19 protein-coding genes and 1 pseudogene are annotated in these 18976 nt (G+C 39.5%); 15 read left to right on the forward strand and 5 right to left on the reverse strand.

The genetic code is table 11. The features are described 5' to 3' along the window. Positions 1-11 precede the first annotated feature (11 nt). The 5 genes from gatC (at position 12) to GD002_RS06880 (ending at position 4935) form a co-directional block, all read left to right on the forward strand. On the forward strand, positions 12-299 hold the full coding sequence (gene gatC, locus GD002_RS06860; RefSeq protein ID WP_153731611.1) for an Asp-tRNA(Asn)/Glu-tRNA(Gln) amidotransferase subunit GatC: 288 nt from the start codon (positions 12-14) through the stop codon (positions 297-299). 57 nt (positions 300-356) lie between these two features. After that, on the forward strand, positions 357-1820 hold the full coding sequence (gene gatA, locus GD002_RS06865; RefSeq protein ID WP_153731612.1) for an Asp-tRNA(Asn)/Glu-tRNA(Gln) amidotransferase subunit GatA: 1464 nt from the start codon (positions 357-359) through the stop codon (positions 1818-1820). Between the two features lie 2 nt (positions 1821-1822). After that, positions 1823-3253 (forward strand): Asp-tRNA(Asn)/Glu-tRNA(Gln) amidotransferase subunit GatB, encoded by a 1431-nt coding sequence (gene gatB, locus GD002_RS06870; protein ID WP_153731613.1) that lies wholly within the window; start codon positions 1823-1825, stop codon positions 3251-3253. A 110-nt stretch (positions 3254-3363) separates the two neighbouring features. Then, the gene (locus GD002_RS06875) at positions 3364-3933 is read left to right on the forward strand and encodes a thioredoxin family protein (protein ID WP_153731614.1); all 570 of its coding nucleotides are present in this window, start codon (positions 3364-3366) and stop codon (positions 3931-3933) included. A gap of 78 nt (positions 3934-4011) precedes the next feature. After that, positions 4012-4935, forward strand: a complete 924-nt coding sequence (locus GD002_RS06880; protein WP_153731615.1) for a diacylglycerol kinase — start codon at positions 4012-4014, stop codon at positions 4933-4935. 107 nt (positions 4936-5042) lie between these two features. Here GD002_RS06880 and GD002_RS06885 read toward each other — a convergent pair whose 3' ends face one another. Then, positions 5043-5474, reverse strand: a complete 432-nt coding sequence (locus tag GD002_RS06885; RefSeq protein WP_153731616.1) for an NUDIX hydrolase — start codon at positions 5472-5474, stop codon at positions 5043-5045. Positions 5475-5781: 307 nt separating this feature from the next. Between GD002_RS06885 and GD002_RS06890 the strand changes: the two genes are divergently transcribed. The 8 genes from GD002_RS06890 to GD002_RS06920 all read left to right on the forward strand — a co-directional run bounded on the left by GD002_RS06890 (position 5782) and on the right by GD002_RS06920 (position 14223). Further along, entirely contained in the window at positions 5782-7119 is a 1338-nt protein-coding gene (locus tag GD002_RS06890; protein ID WP_408020080.1) for a cytochrome ubiquinol oxidase subunit I, read from the forward strand. Beyond that, entirely contained in the window at positions 7116-8141 is a 1026-nt protein-coding gene (locus tag GD002_RS06895) for a cytochrome d ubiquinol oxidase subunit II (protein WP_153731618.1), read from the forward strand. The genes GD002_RS06890 and GD002_RS06895 overlap by 4 nt, the downstream gene beginning before the upstream one ends. Positions 8142-8153: 12 nt before the next feature. Then, entirely contained in the window at positions 8154-8288 is a 135-nt protein-coding gene (gene cydS / locus GD002_RS18030) for a cytochrome bd oxidase small subunit CydS (protein ID WP_255425135.1), read from the forward strand. A 249-nt stretch (positions 8289-8537) separates the two neighbouring features. Further along, the gene (gene rlmD, locus GD002_RS06900; protein ID WP_153731619.1) at positions 8538-9914 is read left to right on the forward strand and encodes a 23S rRNA (uracil(1939)-C(5))-methyltransferase RlmD; all 1377 of its coding nucleotides are present in this window, start codon (positions 8538-8540) and stop codon (positions 9912-9914) included. 181 nt (positions 9915-10095) lie between these two features. Continuing rightward, entirely contained in the window at positions 10096-10302 is a 207-nt protein-coding gene (locus GD002_RS06905) for a hypothetical protein (protein WP_153731620.1), read from the forward strand. Between the two features lie 170 nt (positions 10303-10472). Further along, positions 10473-11477, forward strand: a complete 1005-nt coding sequence (locus GD002_RS06910; RefSeq protein WP_153731621.1) for an AAA family ATPase — start codon at positions 10473-10475, stop codon at positions 11475-11477. Positions 11478-11496: 19 nt separating this feature from the next. Then, the gene (locus GD002_RS06915) at positions 11497-13911 is read left to right on the forward strand and encodes a S8 family peptidase (protein ID WP_153731622.1); all 2415 of its coding nucleotides are present in this window, start codon (positions 11497-11499) and stop codon (positions 13909-13911) included. 60 nt (positions 13912-13971) lie between these two features. Beyond that, on the forward strand, positions 13972-14223 hold the full coding sequence (locus GD002_RS06920) for a hypothetical protein (protein WP_153731623.1): 252 nt from the start codon (positions 13972-13974) through the stop codon (positions 14221-14223). Positions 14224-14375: 152 nt separating this feature from the next. Here the strand turns inward: GD002_RS06920 and GD002_RS06925 are convergent, their stop codons facing one another. Both GD002_RS06925 and GD002_RS06930 read right to left on the reverse strand, forming a co-directional pair. Continuing rightward, entirely contained in the window at positions 14376-14885 is a 510-nt protein-coding gene (locus GD002_RS06925; protein ID WP_153731624.1) for a hypothetical protein, read from the reverse strand. A 620-nt stretch (positions 14886-15505) separates the two neighbouring features. Then, positions 15506-16108, reverse strand: a complete 603-nt coding sequence (locus GD002_RS06930; protein WP_153731748.1) for a nitroreductase family protein — start codon at positions 16106-16108, stop codon at positions 15506-15508. 132 nt (positions 16109-16240) lie between these two features. Between GD002_RS06930 and GD002_RS06935 the strand changes: the two genes are divergently transcribed. Further along, positions 16241-16603 carry a winged helix-turn-helix transcriptional regulator gene (locus tag GD002_RS06935; protein WP_153731625.1) on the forward strand — a complete coding sequence of 121 codons (363 nt, stop codon included), beginning with the start codon at positions 16241-16243 and terminating at the stop codon, positions 16601-16603. Positions 16604-16653: 50 nt separating this feature from the next. Here GD002_RS06935 and GD002_RS06940 read toward each other — a convergent pair whose 3' ends face one another. Further along, a complete protein-coding gene (locus tag GD002_RS06940; protein WP_228548320.1) occupies positions 16654-17247 on the reverse strand; it encodes a cupin domain-containing protein in 594 nt (197 codons plus the stop codon). 286 nt (positions 17248-17533) lie between these two features. Between GD002_RS06940 and GD002_RS18035 the strand changes: the two genes are divergently transcribed. Continuing rightward, positions 17534-17656: a hypothetical protein gene (locus tag GD002_RS18035; protein ID WP_255425136.1), complete on the forward strand. Its 123-nt coding sequence runs from the start codon at positions 17534-17536 to the stop codon at positions 17654-17656. A gap of 152 nt (positions 17657-17808) precedes the next feature. On the opposite strand, the pseudogene GD002_RS18270 reads toward GD002_RS18035, so the two are convergent. After that, positions 17809-18891: pseudogene (locus GD002_RS18270) on the reverse strand (transposase). Between the last annotated feature and the right edge of the window lie 85 nt (positions 18892-18976).

The raw sequence follows: 18976 nt of genomic DNA on the forward strand, positions 1-18976 counted from the left end.
AGGAACAATGTATGACAACATTTTCGAAAGAAGACGTCAAGTATTTCGCGGATTTCGTCCGTATTGGCGTTTCCGAAGAAGACAAAGAAAACTTCTCTGCGAAAATTGCAGATTTGATTGAAAGTGTCAGCAACTTGAAAGAAGTAGATGTGACGGGTGTAGAGCCGATGACGCATCCAGTTCCTATGATCAACGTATTGCGTGACGACCAGCCAAAAGATATCTTGGATCGACAAAAGATGCTTGCAAGTGCAGAAGATCAAGAAGACGGCATGATCAAAGTACCGGATATTCTATAAAACGAATCGACTGTATCCAAGAAAATTGATGGCACAATGATAGTAGGAGGAAAAGTGATGACGTTAACAAGTAAAACAGCCGCAGAACTTCAAGCGCTTTTACAAAAAGGTGAAGTCACGGTAAAAGAACTAACAAAAGAAACATTAAAAACGATCGAGCAGAAAGAAGAGCAAATCCATGCCTTCATTTATGTAGCAAAAGAGGAAGCAATAGCTCAGGCAGAACAACTCGATCAAACAGCAGTTGATAATCGTGGTCCACTTTTCGGTGTACCCATCGGTATTAAAGATAATATCGTCACTCAAGATATGACAACAACGTGTGCAAGTAAAATGTTGGAGAACTTTGTGCCAGTATACAACGCAACGGTTATGGATAAATTAGAAGCTGCGGGAGCTGTCAATGTAGGAAAGCTGAACATGGATGAGTTTGCGATGGGTTCTACTTCGGAAACTTCCTATTTTGGTAATACATTGAATCCTTGGAATACAGATTATGTGCCAGGGGGATCTTCAGGTGGTTCTGCAGCAGCAGTAGCAGCAGGAGAAGTTCCACTTTCATTAGGATCGGATACAGGCGGTTCTGTTCGCCAGCCAGCTGCTTTTTGTGGTGTAGTTGGTATGAAGCCTACATACGGACGGGTTTCACGTTTTGGTTTGACAGCATTCAGTTCTTCCCTTGACCAAGTCGGTACATTATCACGTACAGTTGAAGATAATGCATTATTATTACGTGTTATCGCTGGTGAAGATGACAACGATAGTTCATCTTCTGCAAAGCAAGTACCTGATTATACAGCAGCTTTAACAGGAGATATTAAAGGTTTGAAAGTAGCTGTACCAACTGCTTATTTAAGTGAAGGTATTGATTCGGAAGTAGCAAGTGCGGTAAAAGAAGCGCTAAAAGTATTGGAATCATTAGGCGCTGTTTGCGAAGAAGTCGAATTACCGCATATTCAGTACGCACCAACTACGTATTATGTTATTTCTTCATCTGAGGCTCAATCCAACCTTTCTCGTTTTGACGGTCTACGTTATGGCTTCCATACAGAGAACGCAGAAAACTTGGAACAAGCTTACTTCCGTACGCGCCAAGAAGGATTTGGTGAGGAAGTGAAAAAGCGTATTTTATTTGGTACATACGCGATGAGTGCTGATCATCATGAAGAGTTATATGTACGCGCACAAAAAACACGCACATTGATCGCACAGGATTTCGACAACGTATTTAAGAAATATGATGTGGTCATCGGTCCTTCTACTGCAACGACTGCCTTTAAATTAGGTGAAACAGGTGGCGACCAGCTTGTACATTATGCAAACGATGTGTTAGCGGTGCCTGCTAACCTGACAGGACGTCCGGCTATTTCTGTACCATGTGGTTTCGTTAATGACTTACCAGTCGGATTGCAAATTATGGGTAAACATTTTGATGAAGAAACACTTTATAAAGTGGCACATGCGTATGAGCAAGCAACTGAATTTTACAAGCGTACTCCAGCGATTCAGGAGGGGAACTAATCATGAATTTCGAAACAATTGTCGGACTTGAGATCCACGTAGAATTAAAAACGGATACAAAAATTATGTCTCCGGCACCCGCTCATTTCGGAGCAGAGCCAAATAAAAATATACATGTCACAGACATTGCATATCCAGGTGTTCTGCCTACATTGAATAAAAAAGCTATCGAATTTGGGATGAAAGCGTCTATGGCACTTAACTGTGACATTGCACCCATCATGAACTTTGACCGTAAACATTATTTCTATCCAGATAATCCAAAAGCGTACCAAATCTCTCAAGATAAGCGCCCAGTAGGATCTAATGGTTGGATTGAGATTGAAGTAGATGGCAAAAAGAAAAAAATCCGTATTGAACGCGTTCATTTAGAGGAAGATGCAGGGAAATTAACCCACACGGAAAACGGCTATTCTTTGGTCGACTTAAACCGTCAAGGTACACCGCTAATTGAGATTGTTACAGAAGCAGACGTGCGTTCTCCTGAAGAAGCATATGCGTTCTTAGAAAAATTAAAAGCAATCATCCAATATACTGGCGTTTCTGACGTCCGCATGGAGGAAGGTTCACTTCGTTGTGATGCAAATATTTCGTTACGTCCATTCGGGCAAGAAAAGTTTGGTACAAAAACAGAATTGAAAAACCTTAACTCTTTCAACTTTATACGTCGTGGTATTGCAAATGAAGTGGCACGCCAAGAAAAAGTACTATTATCTGGCGGAACGATTCAACAAGAAACACGCCGTTATGATGAAGCAACGGGCGAGACGGTCCTTATGCGAATCAAAGGCAGTGCCAATGACTATCGGTTTATCAATGATCCAGACTTGCCTGAAGTGCATATCGAACAAGAGTGGATGGATCGCGTCCGTGCAGAAATTCCAGAGCTTCCGGATGCACGAAAAGCACGGTATGTGTCAGAGATGGATCTACCTGAATACGATGCACATGTTCTCACATTGACGAAGGAAATGTCTGATTTCTTTGATGCGACTGTGAAAGCAGGAGCAGATCCGAAATTAGCATCTAACTGGTTAATGGGTGATGTGTCTGGTTATTTAAACGCAGAATCAAAAGAATTGCATGATACGCCACTGACACCAGAAAACTTGGCGCAACTTGTAAAATTGATTACAGATGGCACGATTTCTTCAAAAATAGCTAAGAAAGTATTTGCGGACCTGGTGAAAAAAGGAGGCAATCCTGCAGATATCGTCAAAGAAAAAGGTCTTGTCCAAATTTCCGATGAAGGCACATTACGTACAATCATTACGGAGATCTTGGATGCAAATGAGCAATCTATTGAAGACTTTAAAAATGGTAAAGATCGAGCAGTTGGCTTCTTAGTTGGCCAAGTGATGAAAGCGACAAAAGGCCAAGCTAACCCACCACTTGTTAATAAGCTCTTGATGGAAGAAATCAAAAAAAGATAAAACGATTAGATAAACAAGCGTATCGAGAAACGTTCCAGGAGAGACAAGGGAAGTCCGACCTGGGCGTTTTTTTAACTTAATGATATAAAATTAAATAGGAGGGGATTGTCATGAAAACAGAACAGCAATATTTTGAAGAAGCCGTTTCACTTCAAGATTATATGGAGCGAATGGAAACACATAAAGACAATAGCTTTTTAATCTATAATGAGTTTGAAGTGCCGCAGGATGATGAATTTATTGAAATACTGAAAGAAAAACACCCCCATGTTTTAGTCATTACGGAAGATTGGTGTGGCGATGCCATGCTAAATAATCCAATCTTACGACGAATTGCAGAAGCTGCGAATATTGAGGTTCGTGCTGTGTTACGGGATGAGAATTTGGATTTGATAGATCGCTATTTAACAAATGGCGGCCGTTCGATACCTGTTTATTTATTGCTTAATTCAGATGGTGAGCTATTGGCTAAATGGGGACCACGTGCACCGATTCTTCAGGAGTATGTGATGGCAGGACGTGCGGAATTGCCAGCTCAAGATGCGCCTGAGTTTGAAGAAAAGCAAAAGGCGTTTTATTCGAAATTGATGTCGGAGTATACAGCGAAACCAACGAATTGGCTAGCGGTGTATGATGATATTCGTTCTACTTGGCTGCCTGTTTTGCAACAAGCGAAATAAGAATTGCTAGAAAATCATATGATGAACGTATAGGTCTGAATTCTGAATTTAGACACGAAAGGATCGAGGGGAAAGTGTATGAAACGTGCACGTATCATTTATAATCCGACTGCAGGAAGAGAAGTATTCCGTAAGCATTTGGCAGAAGTCCTCGAAAAACTGGAGAAAGCCGGTTATGAAACATCCGCTCATGCAACAACTTGTGAAGGGGATGCAACGGAAGCAGCGAAAGAAGCAGTTCGTAGAGGATTTGATATCGTGATTGCGGCAGGTGGTGACGGTACGTTAAATGAAGTGGTAGAAGGTGTAGGCCATTTTGAAAAACGACCGAAAATTGGCTTGATACCGATGGGAACGACTAATGATTTTGCGAGAGCATTACGGATCCCGAGAGATATTGATGAAGCTGTTGACATCATTTGTAAGGGAGATACGACACCAGTTGATGTCGGTCTAATGAATGATCGCTATTTTATTAATATTGCTGGTGGGGGTCGGATGACGGAATTGACCTATGAAGTGCCTAGTCGTCTGAAAACAGTTCTGGGTCAGCTTGCTTATTATTTAAAGGGCATCGAAATGTTGCCATCTATTCATTCAAGTCACTTGCGTATTGAGTATGATGGAAACGTGTTTGATGAGGAAGCGATGATGTTTTTGATTGGCTTAACTAATTCTGTTGGTGGCTTTGAAAAATTAGCACCTGATTCCAGTATTAATGATGGATACTTTACATTGCTCATTTTAAAAAAATGTAATATTGCGGAGTTTATACGAGTAGTGACACTTGCTTCGAGAGGGGAACATTTGGATGATCCACTCGTGATCTCAGCTAAAGCGGAAAAAGTTGTAGTAACTTCCAAAGATGAGGTTTTGCTAAATTTGGATGGAGAATATGGTGGGGTACTTCCAGCTACCTTCGAAAACTTGTATCGCCATATAGATATGTTTGTACCGCTACAAAAATTACGCCCACAAGATCAAGTAACGGAAAATGATTAAAAACAAAAGACTATTCCAATCGTCGACGAAGTTCGGTTGGAATAGTCTTTTATTGTGTGAAATTAAGTTGTCGTAAACCATGCATCATGCACAGCATCAGGTCAATATCAGATGTATTCAATTGCTTCTCCTTGTTTAGCAGCCAGTTTTGGAACCGTATGTAATGGGATCCAACGATAGCTGAATAATAGACCTGCGTCTTTACCTTCACCTTCTACGCGATATTCCCACTCTCCTTTTTCTTCTCCCACATAGGAAAAATGAAAAATGGTACGTTGATACACCACGTTTTTGTCTTTCGGGAAGAATTTTGATGATTTCACTTTGCCTTCTAAAATAAGTTCATCTCGAACAATACCTGATTCTTCTTCGATCTCTCGATATAAAGCATCCAATAAAAGTTCGTTTCGTTCGATCGTGCCACCGGGTACTTGCAAGCCTGCTTCGGGCTGATCTTTTTGCTCATACACTAGCAACTTCCGGTGTCTTCCTTCCCCTTTTGTAATATACGCTAATACTTTTCTTTTTACCCTTTTCAATATATTTCACCTCTCTATAGTTAATCCATTATACTGTAAATTTTAACTAATGACAAGTAAATTGTTTTAATCAATTATTATACAACAACTTTGTGAACTGTAAACAAAAATATTCGTCTAAATTTCAACAAATAGGTTAATGAAAGCGGTACAGAGGGAAATACTATATAAGGACTGTGCAAGGAAGTGATGAAGCATGTACAAACGACAGGAAAGAAGGCTTATGTGGTTAGCCTTTATCGTAGCGGGCATAATGTTGGTATCCATTATGGGAAGACTCTTTTCATAAATTTAGGAGGTGAATGGTTTGGACTCGGTATTTTATTCAAGAGTATTAACGGAATTAACGTTATCATTTCATATTATCTACGCAACAATTGGTGTTGGGGTCCCCCTGATGATCATGTTGGCACAATGGGTCGGTATTAAGAAGAATGACGAACATTATATTTTGCTGGCTAGGCGTTGGGCTCGTGGTTTCGTAATTACCGTAGCAGTTGGTGTAGTGACAGGGACGGCCATTGGTTTGCAATTATCTCTATTATGGCCGAATTTCATGGAGCTTGCGGGGAATGTCATTGCATTGCCCTTATTCATGGAGACATTTGCTTTCTTTTTTGAAGCCATCTTCCTTGGGATCTATCTGTATACATGGGATCGTTTTGAAAATCAGAAGAAGCATTTTCTATTGCTCATCCCTGTTGCTCTCGGAGCATCGTTTTCAGCGGTGTTTATTACAATAGTAAATGCTTTTATGAATGCACCTCAAGGCTTTGATTTAGTAAACGGGGAGCTGATTAATGTCAATCCGCTCGTTGCTATGTTCAATCCTGCGATGCCGACGAAGGTAGCGCACGTAGTAGGAACAGCGTATATGACTTCTGCTTTTTTATTGGCTGCTATTGCTGCATTTCGTCTGCTACGTGGATCAAATCATGTCTATCACAAGAAAGCGTTATTTCTCACCTTGAAAGTAGGCTTTATATTTAGTGTGACTGCAGCTCTAATCGGTGATTTGTCTGGGAAATATTTAGCGGAATACCAGCCGGAAAAATTAGCGGCTGCTGAGTGGCATTTTGAAACGGAAGAAAATGCTCCGTTAATATTGTATGGTGTTCTAGATAATGGGGAAGTCAAATACGCCATTAAAATTCCTTATGCCCTGTCAATCTTGGCGCATGGCTCACCAACAGCAGAAGTGATTGGACTAGATCAATTCCCTGAAGAAGATACACCGCCATTATATATTCATTATCTATTCGATATTATGGTGACAATTGGCATGACGTTACTCGGCTTATCCGCAATTTTTTTGGTTGGTATGTGGCGGAAATGGAAATTTGTTGAGTCACGATGGTTTCGCTGGCTCATTGTACTCGGAGGCCCACTAGTCTTCATTTCACTTGAGGCGGGTTGGTGGCTAGCCGAAGTGGGTAGGCAGCCATGGATTTTACGAAATATTATGCGCACAGCTGAAGGCGCGACGACTAGTGGTCAAGTACCTACGATGTTAGTTCTTTTCGCACTTCTCTACTTAGTACTGGGTATCGGAAGTGTAGTCGTGCTACGGCGAATGTTCATCCGAAATCCAGTAGAGCGTGAAATTGCCGAACGACAGCAGGAAAAGGGCGGTGATATCCAATGAATATCGAGATTTTAGGGATTACAGTATTGTGGGTGTTTTTATACGGCTATATTATGGTCGGTGCCATCGATTTTGGAGCGGGATTTTTCAATGCTTACAGTTTATTGACGGGGAAACAGCGGATTTTGACGAATGTAATTCAGCGCTACTTATCTCCAGTATGGGAAGTTACTAATGTATTCCTCGTGTTTTTCTTCGTAGGAATCATCGGTTTCTTCCCGAAAACCGCGTTCTACTATGGCACCACACTCCTTGTACCCGTGAGCTTTGGGATTATTTTGCTGGCTGTACGGGGATCGTATTATGCGTTTGAGACATATGGCGCCCGTGGTCATAAAGGATACTCTTTCGCTTACGGTGCAACAGGATTATTGTTGCCAGCCTCGTTGTCGATCGTGTTGACTATTTCAGAAGGTGGATTCGTGGACTTAGTGGAAGGACAGCCCGTGCTAGACTATTGGAAGTTGTTCACTAGTCCGCTCACTTGGTCGATTGTTGTCCTTAGCATATCGGCCACTCTCTACATTTCAGCGGTGTTCTTGACGTGGTATGCCAATAAAGCGGGAGATCGGGATGCGACTGATTTATTGAGAAAATATGCGCTAATCTGGGCATTACCCACAATCGTCACGGCAGGCGGTATTATTTTTGAATTGCGTAAGCATAACCCGCTACATTATGAGAATATCCAACGATTTTGGCCCATGTTCTTGTTGTCGTTGTTGCTGTTTCTAGGTACGGTATTTTTAATATGGAAACGTCGCCAATATGGTGTAGCATTCGGAATGTTGGCAGGTCAATTTGTTTTTGCCTTCTTTGGCTATGGTGCATCTCATTATCCATATTTGCTCTATCCATACTTGACCATTTACGACAGCTTTACTAACCATGCGATGGCTATCGCACTCATAACGGCTTTTGTGTTCGGCTTATTGTTACTCATTCCATCACTGTATTTGTTGCTTCGGATGTTCTTGTTCAATAAAGACTATGTTAAAGGCAAAGAAGATCATCATGCGTGAGGAGGAAGTTGGATGAATGAATTTTTGATTTTCTATGCACCTTTTTTAATTCTCATTGCGGGTATCATCTTAGCATTTTTTGTTGTCTTGAAAGATGATGCAGTGACGAGAAATGAATATGAAGATAGTAGGAAAACAGACGTCTAGAGCGTCTGTTTTTTTAGGTTCGAGCGAAAGGCTAGGAGAACCGAGCATATCTTTCATACAACCGAGCGAAACGGCTGAAGTACAGAGCTAAACTTAATCACAGCCGCGCCAAAACAGTATTAGAACGCTCCAAAGTCGTTAGGGACCGAGCCAAACAAGACCGCACATAGTCCGAACTTCTGTATTCTGCTGTGTAACCGTGAGTTCTGCATGGTACACTAGTAGTATCTGAAAGATGGAGGAAAAATCATGAGCTTTGCAGTTAATAAAAATGAACAATTACAAGTGAAAATAGAGGATTTGACACATGATGGAGCTGGGGTGGCCAAAGTTGACGGTTATGCACTTTTTATTCAAGGGGCTTTGCCGGGTGAGACGGTTACTGTACATGTGTTGAAGACATTGAAGAAGTATGGATTTGCTAAACTGTTGGAAATTGTAGAACCTTCACCAGAGCGTGTTATACCGCCTTGTCACGTATTCCCAACATGTGGCGGCTGTCAGTTGCAACATATCTCTTACGAAGCGCAACTAAAACAAAAGCAAAAATCTGTCCGCGATGTTATGGATCGTATTGCTAAGTTGCCGGATGTGCCTGTACATGAAGTCAAAGGTATGGACGATCCGTGGCGTTATCGCAATAAATCGCAAATCCCATTTGATACGGAACACGATCGAGTGATCACAGGTTTTTATAAATCAAGAACTCATCAAATTGTGGATACGGATATTTGCCTAATTCAAACAACAGAAGCCGATGAATTGATGACCATGTTGAAGCGAAAAATTCAGCAACTCGGAATTGAAACATATAACGAGAAGACGAATACAGGAATGCTTCGGCACGTAATTGTTAGGAAGGCACGACAAACGAATCAAGTAATGGTCGTACTGGTCACTCGACATAAAAAGTTTCCTCAGAAGCAAGCGGTTGTCGAATTAATCCAGCAAGAAATCCCGAATGTGACGTCAATCATGCAAAATATCAATACAGCGAATACGAATGTAATTATGGGCAATGAAACGATCAATCTGTATGGTGCAGATGTCATCATCGATCGTATTGGCGATATCGAATTCGAAATTTCTGCCCGCTCATTCTACCAAGTGAATCCTCAACAGACAGAGGTTCTGTATCAGCAGGCACTTGATTATGCAGGACTTACAGGAAGCGAAATCGTCATTGATGCATATTGCGGGATAGGTACGATCTCTTTATTTTTAGCAAAACAAGCGAAAGAAGTATACGGGGTCGAAATCGTTCCCCAAGCCATTCAAGATGCCAAACGTAATGCAGAAGTAAATGGGATCACGAACACCCATTTTGAAGCGGGAGCTGCAGAAGAAGTGATTCCGAAATGGTATGCGAAAGGCAAGCAATTTGACGTCCTGATGGTAGATCCGCCACGCAAAGGTTGTGATGAAAAGTTATTGGATACCATTCTACAGTACAAGCCAGCTAAAGTTGTCTATGTATCCTGTAACCCTGGCACGCTTGCACGTGATTTGAGGATTTTAGAAGATGGCGGATATCGTACGAAGGAAGTTCAGCCAGTGGATATGTTCCCGCATAGCAGTCATGTAGAGTGCGTTTGTTATTTAGAGTATGTAGGTGTAACCCCCTAAAATAAATTACCGATTTAAAACAAGGACTTCCGATTTCCCCGCCCCAATTTTAAAATAAAGATTTCGTAAAAGGCTCGAAAAAAGCCTGGAAACCCCTCCGCCACAACAATTGGAAAAAGAAAGGGTTCGGAAATCTTTATTAAAAACTGAGAAAAACGTGAACAAAATGGGGAGAAAAAGCGTGAAAAACGGTCAAAACGTGAACCAAAAAGGGTGGAAATCAGGTTTTGTCGGAAGACTTTATTTTAAAAGGGAACGAAGGAATGCGGGTTTGAGGCGTGTGTTTTCGGAAATTTATTTAATAAAGGGACATAGTAGGAATGAAAAACGGGAAAAAGTTGAATCTTTTTCCCGTTTTTTTGAGGTTTTAAAGAAATCATTGGCGTAATAAGGGGGTCCCATCGCAAATTGTCATTCGCAGGTGTGATTTCACTTACACAAACTGGAGAATCAAGTATGCGTTATAGGAAAAAGCCTTCATCTGCTATATAATTAAAATGACTGCAAAGTGCGTAAAATGAATAGAGTTATTAGTATTCTTGAAAGGAGGGGAAAATGATGACGATAAATGAATTGATAAAACAGTTATTTATTGCCTTCTCAAAAAAAGATGAAGACGGTTTTTATAAACTTGCCGAGGAACTAATTGATTTAGAAAAAAGGAAAAAACATAATATTCTTGCCAAAGAATTAAAAGAAGCTCTTTACAATAACGGTGGCACTTTTAAATCACAAAATAATCGGAAATTCAGGACCAATAAACCAATCCCGAGAGATAATGACACAGGATTTCCGCTAATAGATATAAAAAAATATGATTATCTTGATTGGGAGCAATTAATTTTATCAGAGAAAATCAAATATGACCTTGAACAAATAGTACAAGGTTTTAGAAATCAGGAAGTATTAGCTACTTATAACTTAAGACCAAAATCTAAAATATTGTTTTGTGGATTGCCAGGCACTGGGAAAACTTATTCAGCACAGATGCTGAGTTCCATTATGAACTTGCCGATGGTTTATGTGAATTTTGATGCGATAATCTCCTCTTATTTGGGGGAAACTGCTTCGAATTTAAGGAAAGTGTTCGAATTTATTAAAGATGATGTTTGGATAGTTCTTTTCGATGAAGTAGATATAATCGGTAAAAATAGGGATGACCAGCATGAAACAGGTGAAATAAAAAGAGTAGTAAATAACTTTCTTCAAATGATTGACAACTTTGAAGGAGAAAGTCTAATAATAGCCTCTACAAATCACCCACATATATTGGATCCAGCTATTTGGAGGAGATTTGATGAAGTTATTTCATTTGAATTGCCAAGTGAATCCGAAAGAAAGGCTATTATCGAGCTGTTTTTAAAACCAATAAAGAAGGAAAAAAATATGGACCTCCAAGTAGTTATAAAGGAAACTGAAGGCTTCTCACCTTCAGACATTAAAACAACATGTCATGATTCAATAACCCATGCAATTCTAAAAGGCAGAGATACACTTGAATTAAGTGATTTAATATATTCTTTGGAAAAATACAAGCAACGCTTGGAGCTGAGGAAGGCTTAATAGTATAGGGGGAAAACGAATGTATGAACATCTGTCTTTACCACGGTATAAAGAAAGTCTTGAAAAACGAAAAAACACAAATCGAGGCGGTGGATATTCATTTCCACAGGGAAGAATTAAAACGGATTATTACTCGGACGTGAATACAAAGGCTATTAATATTACAAAATCATATCAGGAATTAAAGGAAAAATTCAATGGCAAAATAAATCCTAACCTTATTTATAGAATTAACGTAAATCAAAGCGTTGGTATTGAAAACTTTGAAAAAAGTCTTAACGCTATGGGTGGGATTAGTGTACTATCCATAGCGGAAAATAGGCAAGGTTACTGGGTTGTATTTTCAAATGATGAAAACTTCACCAGCTTCAAGGACAAATTGGAACAGTATTCGGGTATTAAAGAGGGAAATAAATATGACTTTTTTAATGCGATTGACTCTGTTGAAGATATCCCAGTGGAGGAAAAGATAGGACCTTACCTTACAAAAATCCCAATGGAAGAGGGGGAAGTTGATTATTTAGATTTAGAACTATGGAAATTAGAGGATAAGGTGCTAAGGAAATTCATAGAGGAACTGAAAACTACCTATCCAAAGTGGGATGAATTTAGAATTTGCGATGAGCTTATTACTACATCATTTGCTTTATTTAGGATTAAGGTCTCGTTTGAAATAGCTAAGGAAATTGTAGGTCTGAAAGAAGTCGCCAGGTTAGACAGACCATTCATCCCTACGTTTAAATTAACAGAGTATAGTGGTATAGACGTGGGGGACTTAGACATTAAGGCTCCTTCCGATGATGCAACGGGTATACTTGTTATTGATTCGGGAATTACATCAAATCATCCTTTGTTGGAAAAGGCGGTTGGAAATGAGGAGAACTTTCAAGAATCGGAGAAAGAACTTCAGGATAAAGTGGGGCACGGTACTGCAGTTGGTGGTTTAGCAATTTACGGTGATATTAAGGAAAGAGTAAATCAAAAACAATTTGATCCCTCGAACTGGTTATTTTCGGCAAAGGTTATGTATGCAGAAGAAGACTTTTCAGGAAATATTCGTGCGGTTTATGACAAAGAAAAACTATTGGAAAATCAATTATACGATGCAATAAGGACTTTTTTGGAAAATGACATGTATAAAATTAAAGTTGTGAATCTGTCTATTGGTGATAGTACAGAATTCCTTAAAAGTAAAAATAATAGGCAATTTCCTTTAGCGGCCTTATTAGATGAAATGGCATTAGTATACAAAGATGTTGTATTTGTTGTGTCTTCTGGAAATTCCTCTCCGTGGGATGTTTTTGATTCAATTGATGAATTAGTAGAGAATTACCCCAACTATCTCGTTACTGAAAATTCGTTCAGGATAATTAATCCTGCCACCTCTGCACTGTCAATTACAGTTGGATCAATTGCATCTGAAGGTCGTCTGCAGGAGCAGTCGATGGATGTCCACTTAAGTGATATATGGACAACAATTGCAAAAGAGGATGAACCGTCCCCATTCACTCGGGTAGGGTTCGGAATAAATAATATGATTAAACCAGAGGTTGTGCATTATGGTGGAAATCTTATTCTAAGAGACAATTACGGGAGAATTGTAGAAAACAATGGTGGAAAACTTCCGCTGTTGTCGAATAATCCAATTAAAAAGTTATTTACCTACGATATAGGGACGAGCTTCTCAGCCCCTCTTGTAACGAATATTATAGGGAAGATAGCGAATGATTTTCCAGACAAGTCCGCCAACTTTATAAAGAATATCTTCCTACAATCAACTAACTCGAGTAAAATTAATGGATTAAAAGGATCGGACAGTGAAATTGCAAAATCCAGTATTAAAATGCAGGGTTATGGTCTGCCAAGTTATGAACGGGCTGTTGCTTCATTTGACAATCGTGTGGTTTTATTGGACGAAACGTCTTTAGGATTAAATAAAGTACATATATATACGTTAGAACTTCCAGATATGTTTTTTGAAACAAAAGGGAATAAAAGAATTTCTGTTGCTCTTACTTTTGATCCCATAACAAGAATGACTCGGGGAGACAGTTATTTGGGTAATCAAATGCAATTTAAGTTATACCATACTTTGAGCCCCGACTTAATTACAAATAAGTATGCAGAAATTGATATTTCGGATGAAAACCAAATAGTAGATGCAATAGATGATAAATATGAAATAAAATTATTACCTGGTCCTGATCTTAGGAAGAAAGGTTGTCATCAAAAGGGGATAAAGGAATATTTAAGGGAACCAAAAAAAGCACCCGACACACCAATAACTTTAGTAGTAGTAAACTCAAACAAATGGATTCCAGATATCAATTATGAACAGAGCTACTGTGTCTCGGTTTCTATAGAACATACCGCAGACATTCAACTGTATAGTAAGGTTAGATCAATGATTCAACCGAAAATCAGAATTAGATGACATTATAGCAACTCAATTTAAAAGATAATGAAAGGGTAGAAAAGAGGGGGAAAGCATCCAATGGAATCAGTATGGGTGATTTTTTCTGTGGATAAGGAAGCCGTATTTCCAAATTTCTTTCCAGTTGGAGTTTATTCAGTGAAAGAGGAAGCTGAGAGACAAATAGCGGTGCTACCAAAGGGACATTCGTACCAATTGTTTGAGCTTCCCATTGATACGTTCTTTGGTGAAATGGCCAAGGATGGAAGAAAAGTGGAGAGTGGGTTAGGAAGGCTCATGCATATCCATTATGGTGTCAATGAAGAGGGATAAAAGGGGCGAATTAGACAGGAGTATTGTATTCCGATAAAAATATGTATAAGGGACGTAGGAACAGGCTTGAATGAAAAGCCACAAACGTATTCCTACGCCTTTTTTAAATTGTTTTATCTTCTTTGTTGGGTATCGAAAGCATTCAATTTGAATTAAAATCCAATCTGAACAAAATCATTGCTGGCATCATCTTCATCATAATACCCATCTGGGACATCCTCTAATGGAATATGGTTAATAAACAAGGTTGTCTCAACGTCGAGATTTTCGTATAGCAGGGTCAACTTTTCCAACAACTTATTGAGTTTCCTCAATTCGATTTCGCTTAGCATTTCTTTATCGGAAGGATGGAAATCCGCATAGACTTTTAGTAAAACTTCTTTATTATCATCGTCTTCGGAAACGATGAAATCAGAAAATGGAGAAATACCGATGTCTTTTTCTTTTAAAAATGGGAAATGCCGATTAATCAATTCCTCCAACATATTGAGGGGGATATTGAGATAGTCACTGAAAATCTCAGAACGTACAATATCCTCAAAATCCTCATTGTCAAGATCAATTAATTGCCCATCCCAATTCTCCACAGTTATACGATGCTCTTCATATAAAGCACTTTCGATTTCCTCGAATAACTGTTCGCCGATTTTTTCAAGAAACATAAAAAATCTCCTAATCGAAATAAATTTAAGACTGTTGGTTTTTTGGGACGATGGAAACTATTGGGGTGAGTATTTCAATAAATTCACATTGAAATAAATTAGATAAAGTATAAGAGAAAATAAAGATACTATTTGTAGGAATGACTGTCACCAATTTCAATAATCTGAAACCCAAAGCTTTTTAGTTTTCCTACAATCCTAAATCCTTAGTGCTTCTATGTAACCCCCTAAAATAAACGTCCGATTTAAAACAAGCTTTTCCGATTTCTCCGCCCCAATTTTAGAATAAAGATTGCGTAAAAGGCGTGAAAAAAGCCTGAAAACCCCTCCGCCACAACAATTGGCGAAAAAACGGGTTCGGAAATCTTTATTAAAAACCGAGAAAAACATGAACAAAATGGGGGAAAAAGCGTAAAAACGGTCAAAACGTGAACCGAAAAGGGTGAAAATCGGGTTTTGTCGGAAGACTTTATTTTAAAAGGGAACGAAGGAATGCGGGTTTGTGGGGTGTTTTTTCGGAAGTTTATAAAATAAAGGGACAGTAGGCTAAAAAATGTAGTAATGAAAGAAAAAAGGCGGAGTGTTGATGTCAATGGACATTACAAATCCGCCTTTATAATTCATTTAATCACTTTCAACCGATCTTCCACCGGCTGAAACTCTTTCTCCCCCGCAGCCATTAAAGGTCTCCCAAAAGGCATTTGCGCAAGAAGCTTCCAAGAAGAAGGGAGATCCCATTCCTTTTTAACATCCTCATCGATCAATGGATTATAATGTTGCAGACTCGCGCCAAATCCTTCTGCTTCCAATGCTGTCCAGATGACGAATTGCAACATACCAGAAGATTGCAGAGACCAAACAGGAAAGTTTTCTTTATACGCTTCAAACTGGTTTTGCATCGATTCAATAACAGCGATATCTTCAAAAAACAGAATCGTTCCATAGCCACCGCCAAATGCTGCCATTCGTTGTGCTGTTGAGTCAAAGTTTTCAGCAGGTACTATTTTACGAAGTGTATCCTCTGTAATCTGCCATAATCGCTTACTTTTTTCACCAAGAAGTACTACAACTCGGCCTGTTTGTGAATTAAAAGCAGATGGTGTATGTTTTATTGCATGACTGACAAGTTCTTCGATTCTTTCATCAGAAATTAGTGATTCCTCACTGATTGCGTAGATTGAACGACGGTTTTCTACTGCTTCCGCAAATGATTTGGTCATCATAAAACCCCCAATTTCTAATTTAGCCATGATTTTAATTGGCTTCTCTGTTATTATAGACAGTATCAAAGGTGTTTATAAGTACGCACTTAAAAGTGGTATAGTATATAAAAAGATACTAATGGAGGAATCATTATGACTGTAGAAGTGTCTCAATGTAAAGTGGATGAAGCGTTAGAGATTGTAGTAGGGAAATGGAAACCGGTTATTCTTCTTCATTTATTACATGAAGGAACGAAGCGATTTAGTGAACTAAAACGCAGCATGCCGGGTATTACTCAAAAAATGCTGACAAAACAGCTTCGTGAATTAGAGGATGAAGACATCATTCAGCGTGTAGTATATCCACAAGTGCCGCCAAAAGTAGAATATTCTATGACGGATTACGGAAGAACACTTGGTCCAATCCTTGAAGCTATGCATGAATGGGGAGAGAATCATGTGATGCATAAACAAAAGATGGGCTTACTGTCGGAACAACAAGAACAAATCCAATAAGAAAAAAGACAAGGCGCCTAGGGGAGATTCGCCTTGTCTTTTTTTGTTGACTATTCATATTGTTTTTCAGCTTCCTGTGCATCAGCTTTCGTTACATGAACCGTACCGTATGGATGTTGAGGTGGTGCATAAATGGAATACAACTTCAGAGGCTTGTTCCCCGTGTTCTTAAGATTATGCCATTTGCCAGCAGGTATGATAAAAATATAGTCATCCGAAACGGTTCGCTGAAAGTCTAAGCGATCTTTCATGTCTCCCATTTGAACCAAACCTTTACCATCTTCTATCCGAATGAATTGATCCAAATTAGGATGCATTTCCTGGCCAATGTCATCGCCCACATTAATGCTCATCAAAGTTAGCTGTAAATGTTCTCCAGTCCATAGAGCAGTGCGAAAGGCGTTGTTTTGCTTTGTGGCTTCCTCGATGTTAATGGCGAAGGGAGCTGGTCCATAGTCAGTGGAGCTATAATATGTTGCAGATTGTGAATAGTTGGGGCTTTCATTGATAATTGGAGTATACATGGGTGGCACGGGAAGGCTTATGGGATACATACCGTAATAAGTGAGTATATGTGTTGGTGGATAAAAGTTGTTGTTCATAAAATGAGGAGATTGGTAATTCATCGTACTCAGTCCTTTCATTAGGCTTTCCACCTTAGTATATGCACAGTGCTTAGAGATGTTCTGATGGCTGGAATTCAGTGTGTAGTGGGATAACAGAGTGTGGGTACAAAAACAGCTTTAAACCTAAAGACAATCATTGTCACAAAGCCGTAATATGTAAGCGTTTTGAGTTTGAATGAATTGTGAAAGTCTTCACAAGGTAGTTCCATTCCTCGCAAAAGGGAGTATGATAAGAGTAACAAAGAAATTGGTCAAGGTTTCCAATAAGGAGATCTAAATACAACCAAAAAGGAGACTGAACAGAATGTGGGTTATCACATTGTTCGAACAACAAAACGTACGGATTTTTGAATATGCAGAGAAGGCTGAAGCAACGAATGCAATGAAGAACTTTAGCAAGTACGCGCTTTTGTCTTATACAAAATAATCATCGGCACCCCGCCCGTAGCTAATTGCAGCTGCGGGTTTTTGGTTGTGGTTGACAGTTATACTTTGAAGATTTACCTGTAATATATGATGCAACGATTAGTAAACTGAGAGAGAAGCTTTAATGCTATTTTTTCTTGTAAACTATATAACTCAACTTTCGCAGACTGAAATTGGCAAATAAGCCTTGATATAACTAGGCAGACCGGTGATCCATTGTTCCAGTTGCCTTCGAATTAACTTTTTGATTTTTGTATTCGTCTGCTTGAGCGCATCTTCAAGAAGCCCGATCAACTGCTGGAAAGCGACAGCCTAATTGAGTACGTTTACTTCATCGCACAGCCCATAGAAAAGCCCGCCAAGTGTGCGTTGGTCAGTATGGCAGCGGTTTTGCCATCAAGTACGATTTAACACGCGAAAACAATCGTAGTATGACTGATTAGCGCGTCATAAGAGTGATTTTGAAATTCCTTCTCAAGTTTCAAAAGGGATTTGGCCGTCTTAAAGAAGATTTCGATATCCCCCTGCTCTACAATAGCTTTGACAAGTGGAGGCAAAATCCATCAAGACGTGCACTGGCGTCTACTCCGTTCGCCAGTGCACGTCTGATCATTTTAGGAATCTGTTCGGGGGGCTGACTGCAGCACATTTTCCCGCCGCTTATATCCGCATGTGCGTCTGCCGATTTTCGAAGAGATGCCATTGATTTGGGATATTTTCGAACTGAGCAGGGAAAAGTCGGTGGGCAGGAATGTTTAGTCATCCGACCAACCTAGAGTTAACATGCGAAATCCTTTGTGAAAACGCATTTTTAGGGAAGCGTGATCAAAGCAGCGTGTTAACAATTCGTCTTTTTTACTGCGGTTTCGATCATACGCAGAGCCATCAATGATCAACACTTTTGGCCAGTCTTTATCTGTAAGGCGAATCACCTTTTGAATAGTGAATGTACTTAAAAGGAGCGGGAAACGGCGCTAATTGAACGTGGATTGCTTCAAAAAGCGATACACGGCATCCTTGGCTGGATGGTTGTCCGCTTTCTTTGAGTGGAGAAGGGAAAACCAATTTTCATGTTGAAAAATTAAGCAGAACACGAGCTGGAATAAGTAAGAACAGCTGAAATCAAGAGATTTTCGAATGCCTGCTTCACGCAAATACTGATTAATTTTCAGCTAAAATAAAAACAGAATCCAATTCTTTGGGCAGTTGATTATGTGGGCTGTTTTGAACTATCATAGTAGGGACACCTCTTCTGTGGTAGTGATTTCTTAGTCAATTTCACTATACCAATGCATGAGGTGTTTTTTCATTTCTTATACCA

Origin of the sequence: Sporosarcina obsidiansis (assembly GCF_009651005.1) — a bacterium.
Lineage (GTDB): Bacteria > Bacillota > Bacilli > Bacillales_A > Planococcaceae > Sporosarcina > Sporosarcina obsidiansis.